This window comes from Flavobacterium sp. NPDC079362, assembly GCF_050267765.1.
Taxonomy (GTDB): domain Bacteria; phylum Bacteroidota; class Bacteroidia; order Flavobacteriales; family Flavobacteriaceae; genus Flavobacterium; species Flavobacterium azizsancarii.
Map to the genome: position 1 here is coordinate 18,753 of NZ_JBNNFM010000011.1, position 14,376 is coordinate 33,128.

Consider the following 14,376-nt stretch of genomic DNA (forward strand, 5'->3'; position numbering starts at 1 on the left):
AAACTTTTGTAAAAGCACAGCATATTATACAGCGAAAGGTTGTAATGATTTTTTTTGTGAAGAAAAAGAAAATATCGGAATGAAAAACCTCCAGAAGGAAATTGCTTTTGCGATGTTATATTTGCAGAAAAAAAATCTCATAAATTCCATTTTTGGCTTACGAGAATAGAATAACCAAACCATACCATGATCACGTAAAGTGAAAAAGTATTGTTCTTAATTCAAGCTTCAATCCCCGAAAGCTATTTATTACTATAAAAATGGCAGGTCTTCTGACTTGCTCCCTACCCCCAGCCTTCCCTTTCGAAATGAAAAGTGACGTATTAAAGGGTTTCGGTTAATGAGCTTACAGCTGCGGGACAGTTTTGGATTTACACCAAATTCCCTTTTAATGTCTATATTTCTTCAATATGACAACCATTTCCTGATTCAAAATTTGAGGTGCAAAACTAGTGTTTTCTTTCTTAAAAAAACAATAGATTCTTTACTTTAAAGGGTTTCAGCATTTCTTCAACATATAATTTATACGGAATTATCAGGCTGTGATTTACCGAATAAATGTTGAGTTAACAATTAAATAACTTTTGTTAAAAAAGTATCAAATAAATAAAAAAATATCTTTTATATTCGTAAAAAAATATTTTATAGTTTTATTTATTATCAAGTACACAAAGTCAACTTATGAGCAAAACTTCTACAAAAGGCATTTGGAAAGTAATTTCGGCCTCGTCAATGGGTACAATGATCGAATGGTATGATTTCTATATTTTTGGAAGTTTAGCCGTTGTAATTTCAACTAAATTCTTTCCAAGCGACAATCCCACCGCAGCATTTTTATCCACTTTAGCCACTTTTGCAGCAGGATTTGTGGTGCGTCCTTTTGGTGCATTATTCTTTGGAAGACTTGGAGATATCATTGGTCGTAAATACACTTTTATGGCTACTTTACTGCTAATGGGCGGTTCTACTTTTTTAATAGGCTGTATCCCGAGTTATGAAACGATTGGTTTTATGGCTCCGTTATTAGTTTTGATTTTACGTTTACTACAAGGACTTGCTCTTGGCGGAGAATATGGCGGTGCTGCCACTTATGTTGCTGAACATGCTCCTGTGGGACAGAAAGGATACTGGACTTCCTGGATTCAAACCACGGCAACGGTTGGTTTATTCATTTCTTTAATGGTGATCTTAGCGACAAAAAATGCACTTTCTCCTGAAGACTTTGATTCCTGGGGATGGCGCGTTCCGTTTTGGGTTTCTATTGTAATGGTAGGAGTTTCTTATTTAATCCGTAAAAACATGGATGAATCTCCTGTATTTGCCAAAGCTAAAAAAGAAGGTACTACGAGTAAAAATCCATTAAAGGAAAGTTTTGGAAACAGATATAATCTAAAATTTGTTTTGCTGGCATTATTTGGCGCTACAATGGGACAAGGTGTTGTATGGTATACCGGACAATTTTACGCCATGAGTTTTATGAAAACTGTAATGAATGTAGACTCATCACAGGTTGACACTTTACTTGGAATTGCATTATTAATGGGAACTCCGTTTTTTATCTTTTTTGGATGGCTGAGTGATAAAGTAGGACGAAAATACATCATGATGAGCGGAATGTTACTCGCCATTTTGTTTTACAGACCTATTTATAAAATGATGTATACGACCACAGATGTGAGTTATAAAACTGAAATCACAGATAAAAGAAATCAATCTATTGACACAAACAAAAATAATGACAAAATAACGTCAATCTCAAAAACCTATACTGACGGAACTTCGTATATCGAAAAGAAAACAGATTTTGCAGATAAAAAAGAGGCTCAAACTCATATATCGATCAATATAAATTCAAGCGATGAATGGACTTTAATTCTCTTGGTTTTTATCCAGGTTTTGTTTGTTACCATGGTCTATGGCCCAATTGCCGCATTTTTGGTCGAAATGTTTCCAACAAAAATCAGATACACATCAATGTCTCTGCCTTATCACGTTGGGAATGGTATTTTTGGAGGTTTACTGCCTGCCATTTCTACCTATTTCGTAACACATGCCAAGCAAGCCGGAAAACCGGATTTTTATCTTGACGGACTCTGGTATCCTATTATTATAGCATCTGTTTGCTTTGTAATTGGAATGATTTACATTGATAATAAAAACAAAACTAATCACCTTTAATACTATAATTATGAATACGATCAAACAAATTTTAGGTGTTTTATGGATTATTCTTGCAGCTGCAGCAGCTTACTTTTGTGTCTTTGAATTTGGCTTGCCCAAACTTCTTTCTGACCAACAGGACGATTTAGTATTTGGAATCATTATCCTTTTTATTCTTACTCCTTTAATTGTTCTGGGATTGGGAACTTTTGGTTATTTTGCCGTAATTGGGGAATACAACGATAAGAAGAAATAGAAAATAAATTACACGAGAAAAGGGCTGTCTACGTTATGTAGAACAGCCCTTTTGCATTACTAACCAAACCAAAATTTTTACTTTGTAAGTGTGTTTTTATTCATTACCAACTTCCATAAATATAGCTTCGATTAAAAAAAGGCTACCTACAGAGATAGCCCTTATTAATTTCAGGGAAGTTATCCTTGATTCGGAATCATTAAATAGCTTCCGTCTAAATCATTGAAATAAATAACATATTTAGATTTTTCTACTGGTATGTTTTCTCCATTACCGCCTCCTGAAAAAGCAGTATCTCCACCCCAGGCAACATCCCAACCATCATTTGCTCTAAACTTAAGTCCACCATCATTTAAGGCAGTCACGCCAAGGCTCCATGCGTGTTTATTAAAAGTAGAGTTTACCATAGGGGTAGAAGCATCCCAACCTTTTGGTGTACTGTCTCCAATAATTCCAACCGTTGCGTTCGTTTTTGCAGCAGCATCATTATAAGTTACTAATGTATACGTTAAAGCTTTTGTGTTAAATTGAAAAGTATAATATCCATCTGCCGGAATTGTAAATTCGCCTGCATTACTATTTATTTCAATAGCATCACTTCCGGCTTTCCCTAATTGAGTCGCCCAGCTTCCTTTTTCAGAAATCAACTTAAAATTACCTGCTTTAAAGAAACCTGTAAATTTATATAGATCTGCATTTTTTCCATCTCTATACATCGGTTGATGCTTCGTGTCAAGGTTGTTATCCCAACCACCTTCTACAGCAGCTCCTACTAAATACCAATCCGTAAAATCATATGCTACTCTTCCCGAGTAAGGTGTTACACTGATTGTGATAGCTTTAGACATCTGAGGAACTTCTCCTGAAATATCCGAAGAAACTTTTACGTCAAACTGAGATACTACATCTGTTGCTGCTCCTAAATCAATTGCTGCCTGATTTAAATCTTTAACCAGTACAGAAACTTCAGCAATATTACTCGTTGTTTCAAGGGTTATCGCTTTTGTAAAATCGCCACCTTTTTTATCAATTATCAACTTATATTTTAGCACTACAGGAGCAGAATATACTGCTTTTGACCATGTAAATTTGTCAGCTACATCTCCTGCATGATCTGCATCTAATACAAATTCTTTTCCTGTTACTGGCGCAGTTATTTCAGGCGCTGTAACAGCATCAACAATTGGCCTGTTATCTACAGCATCAGCATTACATGATACCGCCAATACACCAATAAATGCGATTAAAATTTTATATATATTTTTCATTTTACTATTTTATAAAGGTGTTAGTATCCTGGATTTTGCTTCAATGTTGGATTTGCCTGAATAGTTCTGGCAGGAATAGGCATTAAATCTCTGAATGATTCAGTCGACGTACCAGTCATAACCCCACCTTTCCATTGCCAGATTTTAGATCCTCCGGTAAATTTCCCAAAACGAATCAAATCTGTTCTTCTGTGGCATTCCCAAAATAATTCACGTCCTCTTTCTGCCAAAATAAAGTCAAGAGTCAAATCTCCATTAGTTATTGATCTAGCTTCAGCTCTTTTTCTAATTTGGTTAATATATCCTACAGCAGTACCTATATTACCTGTACTGGCTCCTCTTACCGTAGCTTCAGCATACATCAAATAAGCATCAGATAATCTGAACATTGGAAAATCAGTATCCGGAACATCTGGTCTTTGCGCTTTTGATCCGTCAGAGTTTACATTGATGAATTTTGTTACAGCATAACCATCTGTAAAAGTTGATACGTTATTAATATCTAAAGACTGACCATCTGTATAAAATGTCCCTCTTTTATCTCCGGTTGCAGTAGCATCAGGAAAAAGAGCCACAAACTCTTTACGAGCTCTGGTTCCCTGCCATCCACCATCCATACCCTGATCTGCAGAATCCATACTACCACCAATAGAAGCGTGAATGATAAAACTCATTCCTCCACCTACTGCTCTAATAGCATTACCATCACTAATGATTGGAAAAATAAATTCGCTTTGAGCTCCGTTTCTATTATTGTCTGCAGAGAATAAATAACGATATGGTACATCTGCAAATTTATATGTTGAATTAATAATTTCACCACATAAAGAAGCTACTTCGCTATTTTTTTCTACTCCTATGTATACCTTAGCATTTAAATAAATTTGTGCCAATAAAAATTTAGCAGCAACTTTATCTATTCTACCATATTCATTTGCTCCAGAAGCAGCTAAATCTTTATCCATATCTTTTAACTCCCCTTCAACAAAAGCAAAAACTTCTGCTCTTGTTTTTTGCACGGGATAAAATAATCCAACAGGATCAGCTTCAGTTGTAATAGGCACACCTCCAAACAAATCCATTAGATTATAGTAAGAGAATGCTCTTAAAAAACGAGCTTCTGCTCTAAAAGTCACAATTTGCGCTTTTAGATTATCATCCACTCCTCTGGCTTTCAATTTTTCCTCTGTAGTTTGTCTTAAAAACTCATTCGCAACACTAATTTCATAGAATGCTCTTGAGTATGTTCCTGCCAAAAATTCATTTGCAGGAGCCCAATTTTGTGTATTTAAAGTGGGTAAAGTACCATCAGCCCATCCAATAATTGCTTCATCAGTAGGAAGTTCCTGCACCACAAAAAGCAATCTTAAATAACTACTAAAGTCTCCTCCAAGTCCTGCAATATCCGGTTTACCATCTCCGTCATTACCTCCTACATATAAACCTGCGTATAATTTTGCTAATACTTGTTTGTATGAAGCCGGGTCCTCAAAAAAGGTCTCAGATAAAAATTCGTTTTTATCACGAGGCGTCACATCTAAGTCGCCAGTACACGAAGTAAGCGTCATATTTAATCCTAAAATCAATAGGAAAAAATAAGATATATGTTTAAATGATATTTTCATTTTATTTCTTTTTAAATTTATTTTTCAGTGCGCGATTAGAAACTTGCATTTACCCCAAACAAGTATGTTCTGGCTCTTGGGTAAACATTATTGTCTATTCCGTTGAATTTCTCAGGATCTAAACCACCATATTTTGTAAGTACAAAAACATTCTGAACACCGGCAGTAAATCTTAAACTAGCTGATTTTAATAACGTTTTATCAAAAGTATACCCAAGAGTAACATTATCTAACTTGATAAAAGAAGCATCTTTTATGTAATAATCAGATAAGTAACGAGATGTACCATTGTCTTCATACGTAAATCCAGTATTAAGATAATCAGAACCCACATTCGATAAATCTGTTTGTCTTCTTAAACCTGCGTCAGAATATCCAAGGTTAGAACTCACATTATCAAAAATATAATTTCCTAAACTCGCTCTCCAGTTCATTGTAAAATCAAACTTTTTATAGTTTAAAGTAGAAAATAATCCAAACGAGTAATCTGCTGCTGGTTTATGAAATCTGTAACGATCTCCATCATCAATTTTACCATCTCCGTTTCTGTCTACATAAGCGCCGGCAATTGGTTTTTTATTAGCATCGTATAATTGCTCGTATACTAAAAATGATTCTGGTGAGTATCCTACAGAATTAACCTGAATTTTATTTCCACCACCTCCGGCAATATTATCTCCGGTTAAGTATCCGTCAAAACCTGGAACAGTAACTCCTAAATCTGTAATTTTTCGATCAATATAGGTAGCATTAAAAGCAACATTCCAGTTCAATTTATCCCCTTTAATGATGTCTGACTGAATATTAAACTCAAACCCTTTAGTTCTTACACTACCAACATTATAAGTTCCAGTATTTCTAATATTTGCTCCATCCGGAACCACAACATCTGCTAATAAATCAGTTGATTTTTTATCAAAATAATTTACTGTACCCGTAATTCTGTCATTCAGGAATCCAAAATCAACCCCAAGGTTCATCTCTCCTAATTCTTCCCACTTGATATTTTCATTATATCCTTCAGGTCTTGCTGTTTTATAAATGGTATTCCCAAAAATATACTGAGAATTAATAGTACCAAGTGTAACTCTTCTCAAATAATCGTACTGAGCTAAAATATCCTGTTGTCCGGTTGTACCATAACCTACCCTTAATTTTAAACTAGAAAGTGTATTATTATCTTTTAAGAAAGATTCTTCGGCAATATTCCATGCAAAAGCTGCTCCCCCAAAATTACCCCATCTGTTTTCTTTAGAAAAACGTGAAGTTCCGTCTCTTCTGTAGTTCAGTGTCAAAAGGTAACGGCTGTCATAGTTTAATGTCAAACGACCAAAAAAAGATTGCAAATTAACGTCCGGATCAATTGTTGTTAATTCATTACGAGTTGGCTGTGTAGTCTCTCCTGATTCGTATTTTTGTTTTTGAAACATCTGATAGTTATATCCTGCAGTTGCATCAATCTTAAATTTACCTAAGTCTTTCGTATAATTAAAATAGGTGTTTAAGTTCTTATTTTGAAGATCATTAGTGTAACTATTGTAGTTTCCTAAATTTACCCAATTTCCCGAACTAAAAGCATTTGGCTGATATCCTAAAGGACTTTGTGTACTTTGTCTGTTATATCCGCTGCTATCAAACCTGTCAATACCGGCTTCAGCGATGATTCTTAAGTCTTCGAAGAAATGAAACTTATAATCTACTCTAATATTACCCCATTTTCTGGTAGAAGTTGATCTTTTGTCTTCCTCATTTAATCTGGCAACCGGGTTTCTTGAAGGCAATAAAGGTAAATTTCCGTTAGGTTCTAACCATTCAAAATACCCTCCGTAACGAGATCCTGACTGATAAACAGATTGTGTAGGATCAAATCCTATAGCTCCGCCAATAACAGCTCCTTCATCCTGAAATTGATTTTTATTAAACGATATATTTCCGCTAATATCAATTTTCAGGTGATTATCAAATAATACCGGATTTAACGATATCGATGTCGTAGTTCTTTCAAAAGAAGTGTTTCTTAAGATTCCAGGATTATCAACATTACCAACAGATAAACGCACCGGTAATTTATTAAATAATGAACCACTTACAGAGATATTATTGTTCGTTGTCAGGGCTGTATGAAAAATTTCATCCTGCCAGTTTGTATTTGCAGTCCCCATTAATGCTTGTTGAGCAGGAGTACCTTTAGTATTTACTAAATTACGAAATTGGTCAGCACTTAACACATCAACCGTATTAGCCACTGTATTAATACCAACTTGTGAGCTAAAATTAACTTTTACACCGCCTTTACTTCCTTTTTTAGTCGTAATTACAATTACACCATTTGCTGCTCTGGATCCGTAGATCGCTGCTGCAGAAGCATCTTTAAGCACTGTAAAAGATTCAATATCATTAGGGTCAATTGTAGACAAAATACTAGTTGATCCACTTGGTACTGCATTACTTAACGGAAGTCCGTCTAATACAATCAAAGGTTCATTAGAAGCTGTTAATGAAGATCCTCCACGTATTCTAATATCAGCTTTTGCTCCCGGAGCACCTCCTCCAACAACATTTACACCAGCGATACGACCGCTGATTAAACTTTCCGGAGTAACGTTGATTCCTTTGTTAAATTCTTTTGCAGAAATTTGGGATACAGAACCTGTAGCATCTTTTTTCTTAACAGTACCGTAACCTACCTGTACCACAACTTCTTGAAGCTGATTGGTATCTTCCTCTAAAGAAACTGATAAAGTTTTTTGACCATTAAAAACTATCGTTGACGTTTTATACCCAATAAATGAAACCAAAATTTTGTCTCCATTTTTTACATTAGATAACTGAAATTTACCGTCAAAATCTGTTGATGCTCCGCCTGGGGCACCCTGTACATTTACATTTACTCCCGGGATTGGTTGCCCCGTTGCCAGATCGGCAACTGTTCCGGTTACAGTACTTTGAGCGAGTACAGTAAATGGTAACAGTAGGAATAAAAATAACAACTTATTGTAAATTGTTTTCATACTTTTTGTTTAAATTAGTTTGAGTTTGTGATTGTTATTTAAGTTTTTAATTTTACTTCGAATTTCAAAATTAGGAATTTATTAACATGACCAACCAGTTACAATTTATATTACATTACGAAAACGTGATAGTGTTGAAAACTTTCTATATTTTGTAATCTTTTCAGTCAAAAAATATCAATTTAGAAAATAAAAGATACCTTTATTAATAATTAGATTTTTTTCAACAATTACTATGAGACGCAAAATAACCCTAAAACAGATTGCAAAGGAACTTGACGTATCTATTTCAACTGTCTCAAAATCACTAAGGAACAGTTTAGAAATAGGCGAAGAAACACGTTTAAAAGTGCAGGCTTTCGCAAAGTTTTACAACTATAAACCAAACAACATTGCCCTTAGTCTAAAAAACCGAAAAACCAAAAGTATTGGGATTATCATTCCGGAAATTGTACATTATTTTTTCTCTACTGTAATCAACGGAATCGAACAGGTTGCGAACGAAAATGGCTATAGTGTTGTCATTTGTTTGTCTGATGATTCTTTTGATAAAGAAGTCCTGAATATGGAAATGCTGGCGAACGGAAGTATCGATGGTTTTATCATGTCTCTCTCTAAGGAAACGCAATACAAAGGTGATTTTCACCACATTACCGAAGTAATCAATCAGGGAATGCCGGTGGTAATGTTTGACCGTGTAACTAACGATATTTTATGTGATAAAGTAATTATTGACGATAAAGCTGCTGCTTATGAAGCTGTACAGAGTTTAATTGATAGTGGCCGAAAAAAAATAGCTCTTGTAACTACTGTTGATTATGTAAGTGTTGGAAAATTAAGAACCGATGGTTACGAAAAAGCCCTTCTGGATAACGGATTACCGTTTAACGAAGATTTAATTATAAAAATTGAAGATGTAGATACTTGCGAAATAACCATCAGCCAACTTTTGCACGACAGAGCTTTTGATGCTGTTTTTGCTGTTAATGAACTTTTTGCCGTAACCATTATCAAAACAGCGAACAAAATGGGACTTAAAGTTCCTGAAGATCTGGCTGTAATTGCTTTTACTGACGGAATTATCTCTAAATATTCTACTCCAAGTATTACAACTGTAAGCCAAAGTGGTGAAAAAATGGGCAATAAAGCAGCTAAAATGCTCATCGAAAGACTCGAAGCTGACCACGATGACGATGATGAGGAAAACGAAAATTATACTACTGAGGTTATTGAAACCCACTTAATAGAAAGAGAATCTACTGACTAATTTTCTTAAAATCAACACATTCTAAAACCATAAATATTATTTATGGTTTTTTTATGATTTGAATTAAAAAAATAATTAATACTTTTACACCTGCTCAAAGCTTTTACTTTTACTTCGAACCATAAGTAAGTTTTGATAAGCAAAGCGCTTATCGTCTAATTAATTCTTTAATTACGATAATGGAAAAGCGTAAATTAAGTTTCTGGGAAATTTGGAACATGAGTTTTGGTTTCTTGGGAATACAAATGGGATTTGCACTTCAGAATGCAAATGCCAGCAGAATTCTTCAAATTTTTGGTGCCGACGTACATGAATTATCATGGTTCTGGATTATTGCTCCTCTTATGGGATTAATAGTGCAGCCTGTTATTGGTCATTACAGCGACAAAACCTGGGGAAGATTCGGCAGACGAAAACCATTTTTTCTTGTTGGTGCAATCTTAGCTTCCGTTGGATTAATTTTAATGCCGCAAGCTAATATTTTCATTTCAGTATTACCTGCATTATGGGTTGGAGCCGGAATGCTGATGATTATGGATGCTTCTTTCAACATTGCCATGGAGCCTTTTCGTGCTTTGGTTGGTGATAATTTAAGAACAGATCAGCGTACAGCGGGTTTCAGTATTCAAACTTCATTAATTGGTTTTGGAGCCGTAATTGGTTCTGCTTTACCGTATGTTTTAACCAAGTATTTTCATGTTTCAAACAGCACTGTTCCGGGAAGTGTACCTTTGAACTTAACGCTTTCTTTTATTATTGGAGCGGCAGTTTTAATAGGTTCTATTCTGGTAACACTTTTTACAACAAAAGAATACTCTCCCGAAGAATTAGCCAATTTTGAAGATCCTCAAAGTGAAAAAGACGCTCCTTCTGAAGAAAAATCAAAACTTACTGACATTTTTACGGACTTTGCAAAAATGCCAACAACAATGCGTCAGCTAAGTTGGGTACAATTTTTCTCCTGGTTCGGATTATTCGGTATGTGGGTTTTTACAACTCCGGCTATTGCACATCACATTTACGGACTGCCATTAAGCGATACTTCAAGCCAGCAATATCAGGATGCCGGGGATTGGGTTGGAATTCTATTTGGAGTTTACAATTTAGTTTCTGCTATAATCGCATTGTTTTTCCTGCCTTACATCGCTAAAAAAATCGGACGAAAATCAACTCACGCAGTTTCATTAATCATTGGAGGAATCGGATTAATCTCGATTTATTTCATGCCAAATGAAAACTGGGTTGTATTACCAATGATTTTAATTGGAGTTGCCTGGGCAAGTATTCTGGCAATGCCTTATGCAATTCTTGCCGGATCAATTGCGCCTAAGAAAATGGGAGTTTACATGGGAATTTTCAACTTCTTTGTTGTTATTCCGCAAATTATAAATGCCCTTATTGGAGGTCCAATTGTAAAATACCTTTACAACGGCGACGCAATTTACGCCTTAATCACAAGCGGAGTCAGCTTTTTAATCGCGGCTCTTTTAGTCTACAAAGTAAAAGATGTAGACGACACTATTCAAAAATCATAAATAAGAATCCCCCTTATAATGAACAAAAAAGCATTCATATTCGACCTTGATGGCGTAATCGTTGATACCGCCAAATATCATTTTTTAGCCTGGCAGAAAATCGCTCAGGCATTAAATATAAATTTTACACACGAAAATAACGAACTACTTAAAGGTGTAAGTCGTGTACGTTCGTTGGACATCATTCTTGAATTAGGAAATGTTCAGGCTTCTCAGGAAGACAAAGACCAATGGCTAATTCAGAAAAATGAAGATTACCTATCTTATTTAGTTGACATGGATGAAAGTGAGATTCTTCCGGGAGTTTCTAAAACGTTGCAACTATTAAAAGAAAAAAATCAGGGAATTGCTTTGGGATCTGCGAGTAAAAATGCCAGACCAATCCTTGAGAAAACCGGAATCGTTTCGTATTTCGATGTTATTGTTGACGGAAACGACGTTACCAATGCCAAACCAGATCCGGAAGTTTTCCTGAAAGCGGCTCAATTATTAAACATTGATCCAAAAAATTCAATTGTATTCGAAGATTCTGTCGCAGGAATTCAGGCAGCAAACATTGGCGGAATGGTGAGTGTGGGAATTGGAGAGGAAACAATTTTACATGAAGCCGATTACATTTTTAAAGATTTCACTTTAATAGACGAAAGCTTTATCGACAAGTTAATTAATTAGAAAATGTGACAATTAGAAAATGAGATAATTCCCTAATCCTGAATTATCTAATTGACTAATTCTCTATTCCCTAATTTAAAATGTGCAAATCAGATCATTAGAAAATAAATGATTATCAAATTGAAACAAATGAATAAATCATTACAAATCATCAATCAAAACAGTAAAACAATCAGCAATTAAAGATCAAATTAGAAACGTCAATCAAATAATTATCTAATTGACACATTTTCTAATTCTCTAATCGCCCAACTATCTAATTAAAGAAAAAAATGAATCAAGATTATATAAAACCAGACAACTGGTCCATCATTGAAGAAGGATTTGATGCCAGCAGCGTAAAGTCGTCTGAAAGTCTTTTTAGTATCGGGAACGGTGCTATGGGACAACGCGCCAATTTTGAAGAAACATATTCTGGCGAAACTTTTCAGGGAAGTTATATTGCCGGAATTTATTATCCGGATAAAACCAAAGTGGGATGGTGGAAAAACGGATATCCAAAATATTTTGCAAAAGTATTAAACGCTCCAAACTGGATTGGAATCGACGTTGAAATCAATGAAGAAAATCTTGATTTAAATACGTGTACTGAAGTTAGAAACTTCCGCAGAGAGTTGAACATGAAAGAAGGATGGTACAATCGTTCTTTTGAAGCAACGCTAAAAAACGGAACTGAAATTGCCGTAAACATTCGTCGTTTTCTTTCTTTGGATCTGGATGAAGTGGGAATTATCAAATATGAAATTACACCTTTAAACAAAGATGCAAAAATTGTTTACAGACCTTATGTTGATGCCGGAGTTACCAATGAAGATGCCAACTGGGAAGAAAAATTCTGGGAACCTCTTGAAGTAAAAAAAGGAACAAACGAAGCTTTTGTTACTGCACAGACTTTTAAAACGCATTTTAAAGTAACTACTTTTATGCACAATACGATTCTGGCAAATGGCGAAAATGTAAATATTTCTCCTTCTACAATCGATTCAACAGCTGATAAAGTTCAGTTTACTTACGGCACTATTATCGCAAAAGGGCAAACCTCATCTATCCAGAAAATTGGTGGATATACGGTTTCTCTAAACCACGATAATACTTTGGCTGCAGCCGAAAAATGCATTAAAACGGCCCTTAATTTAGGATACAATACTTTACTTCAAAACCAAATTGATGCTTGGGCTAAAATTTGGGAAATGTCAGACATTACAATTGATGGAGATGTAAAAGCACAACAGGGAATTCGCTTTAATATTTTTCAATTGAACCAAACCTATTTAGGAAAAGATTCACGTTTGAACATCGGGCCAAAAGGTTTCACCGGAGAAAAATACGGCGGATCTACTTATTGGGATACTGAGGCATATTGTATTCCTTTTTACATGGCAACCAAAGATCAGCAAGTTGCGAGAAACTTATTGACTTATCGTTTTAATCAATTGGATAAAGCGATCGAAAATGCCCAAAACAATTTAGGTTTCAAAGACGGAGCAGCATTGTACCCAATGGTTACGATGAATGGTGAAGAATGCCATAACGAATGGGAAATCACCCATGAAGAAATTCACAGAAATGGTGCGATTGCTTTTGCTATTTTCAACTACAATCGTTTCACCGGAGATTACTCTTATATTCCTGAAAAAGGACTGGAAGTTTTAATTGGTATTGCGCGTTTCTGGCACCAAAGAGCTTCTTTCTCTAAAGACAAAAATCAATATGTTATTCTTGGAGTTACAGGTCCTAATGAATACGAGAATAATATCAATAATAATTTCTACACCAATTATATTGCAAAATGGTGTATTGATTATACTGAAGAACAAATTAAAAAAGTAGCGGCAGAATATCCTGCAGATCACAAACGTATCTTAGAAAAAGTAAATCTTGCAGCAGCTGAAATTCAGGCATGGAAAAAAGTAGCTGACAATATGTACTTCCCAAAATCAGAAGAATTGGGGGTTTATTTACAACAAGATGGTTTCTTAGACAAAGATTTAGTTCCGGTAAAAGATTTAGATAAATCTCAACGCCCGATCAACCAGAAATGGTCTTGGGATCGTGTTTTACGTTCGCCTTACATCAAACAAGCCGATGTCTTACAGTGTTTTTATTTCTTCGAAGATCATTTTTCTAAAGAAGAATTGAAACGCAATTTCGAATTCTATGAATCCTTTACGGTTCATGAAAGTTCACTTTCGCCTTGCGTACACTCTATTCAGGCAGCACATTTAGACAAAATGGATATGGCTTACACCTTTTATTTAAGAACTTCTCGTCTTGATCTTGATGATTACAACAAAGAAGTTGAAGAAGGTTGTCATATTACCTCAATGGCAGGAACATGGATGAGTATTGTTGAAGGTTTTGGCGGAATGAGAGTTAAAAATGATCAATTGCATTTTTCTCCAAAAATTCCGAAAGAATGGAAAGGTTACTCTTTTAAAATAAACTTTAGAAATCAAATTCTAAAAGTATCTGTAAATCACGATGAAACTACTTTTACGGTAGATGGTGATCAGGATTTAACAATTGTAGTGAACGGAAATCCGGTAATTGCAAGTAAATTTGTACAAATTAATTAAATTACA

General features: G+C 34.9%; 9 protein-coding genes and 1 riboswitch. Of the genes, 6 read left to right on the forward strand and 3 right to left on the reverse strand.

Annotated features, from left to right (window positions below; genetic code table 11):
• Positions 1-245: 245 nt before the first annotated feature.
• A riboswitch (cobalamin riboswitch) is annotated at positions 246-437 on the reverse strand.
• 244 nt (positions 438-681) lie between these two features.
• Positions 682-2,178: an MFS transporter gene (locus tag ACQKCJ_RS11625; RefSeq protein WP_271336346.1), complete on the forward strand. Its 1,497-nt coding sequence runs from the start codon at positions 682-684 to the stop codon at positions 2,176-2,178.
• A gap of 10 nt (positions 2,179-2,188) precedes the next feature.
• Positions 2,189-2,416, forward strand: coding sequence for a DUF6814 family protein (locus ACQKCJ_RS11630; RefSeq protein WP_072954970.1), 228 nt, complete (start codon positions 2,189-2,191; stop codon positions 2,414-2,416).
• A gap of 179 nt (positions 2,417-2,595) precedes the next feature.
• On the opposite strand, the gene ACQKCJ_RS11635 is transcribed toward ACQKCJ_RS11630, so the two are convergent.
• Genes ACQKCJ_RS11635 through ACQKCJ_RS11645 form a run of 3 tightly spaced genes read right to left on the reverse strand, consistent with a single transcriptional unit; the run spans position 2,596 to position 8,320 of the window.
• On the reverse strand, positions 2,596-3,684 hold the full coding sequence (locus ACQKCJ_RS11635) for a SusE domain-containing protein (protein WP_271336345.1): 1,089 nt from the start codon (positions 3,682-3,684) through the stop codon (positions 2,596-2,598).
• Between the two features lie 20 nt (positions 3,685-3,704).
• Positions 3,705-5,309 (reverse strand): RagB/SusD family nutrient uptake outer membrane protein, encoded by a 1,605-nt coding sequence (locus ACQKCJ_RS11640; protein ID WP_271336344.1) that lies wholly within the window; start codon positions 5,307-5,309, stop codon positions 3,705-3,707.
• Between the two features lie 35 nt (positions 5,310-5,344).
• Positions 5,345-8,320 (reverse strand): SusC/RagA family TonB-linked outer membrane protein, encoded by a 2,976-nt coding sequence (locus ACQKCJ_RS11645; RefSeq protein ID WP_271336343.1) that lies wholly within the window; start codon positions 8,318-8,320, stop codon positions 5,345-5,347.
• A gap of 235 nt (positions 8,321-8,555) precedes the next feature.
• Between ACQKCJ_RS11645 and ACQKCJ_RS11650 the strand changes: the two genes are divergently transcribed.
• The 4 genes from ACQKCJ_RS11650 to ACQKCJ_RS11665 all read left to right on the forward strand — a co-directional run bounded on the left by ACQKCJ_RS11650 (position 8,556) and on the right by ACQKCJ_RS11665 (position 14,370).
• Complete coding sequence (locus tag ACQKCJ_RS11650) at positions 8,556-9,587, forward strand: LacI family DNA-binding transcriptional regulator (protein WP_271336342.1); 1,032 nt, start codon at positions 8,556-8,558, stop codon at positions 9,585-9,587.
• Positions 9,588-9,766: 179 nt separating this feature from the next.
• A complete protein-coding gene (locus ACQKCJ_RS11655) occupies positions 9,767-11,122 on the forward strand; it encodes an MFS transporter (protein ID WP_271336341.1) in 1,356 nt (451 codons plus the stop codon).
• An 18-nt stretch (positions 11,123-11,140) separates the two neighbouring features.
• The gene (gene pgmB, locus ACQKCJ_RS11660) at positions 11,141-11,794 is read left to right on the forward strand and encodes a beta-phosphoglucomutase (RefSeq protein WP_427402077.1); all 654 of its coding nucleotides are present in this window, start codon (positions 11,141-11,143) and stop codon (positions 11,792-11,794) included.
• A 272-nt stretch (positions 11,795-12,066) separates the two neighbouring features.
• Complete coding sequence (locus tag ACQKCJ_RS11665) at positions 12,067-14,370, forward strand: glycoside hydrolase family 65 protein (protein WP_427402078.1); 2,304 nt, start codon at positions 12,067-12,069, stop codon at positions 14,368-14,370.
• Positions 14,371-14,376: the final 6 nt, after the last annotated feature.

Coding starts and splice junctions, on each gene's coding strand:
- ACQKCJ_RS11625 (WP_271336346.1), top strand. CDS start 682: ATGAGCAAAACTTCTACAAAAGGCATTTGGAAAGTAATTTCGGCCTCG.
- ACQKCJ_RS11630 (WP_072954970.1), top strand. CDS start 2,189: ATGAATACGATCAAACAAATTTTAGGTGTTTTATGGATTATTCTTGCA.
- ACQKCJ_RS11635 (WP_271336345.1), bottom strand. CDS start 3,684: ATGAAAAATATATATAAAATTTTAATCGCATTTATTGGTGTATTGGCG.
- ACQKCJ_RS11640 (WP_271336344.1), bottom strand. CDS start 5,309: ATGAAAATATCATTTAAACATATATCTTATTTTTTCCTATTGATTTTA.
- ACQKCJ_RS11645 (WP_271336343.1), bottom strand. CDS start 8,320: ATGAAAACAATTTACAATAAGTTGTTATTTTTATTCCTACTGTTACCA.
- ACQKCJ_RS11650 (WP_271336342.1), top strand. CDS start 8,556: ATGAGACGCAAAATAACCCTAAAACAGATTGCAAAGGAACTTGACGTA.
- ACQKCJ_RS11655 (WP_271336341.1), top strand. CDS start 9,767: ATGGAAAAGCGTAAATTAAGTTTCTGGGAAATTTGGAACATGAGTTTT.
- pgmB (WP_427402077.1), top strand. CDS start 11,141: ATGAACAAAAAAGCATTCATATTCGACCTTGATGGCGTAATCGTTGAT.
- ACQKCJ_RS11665 (WP_427402078.1), top strand. CDS start 12,067: ATGAATCAAGATTATATAAAACCAGACAACTGGTCCATCATTGAAGAA.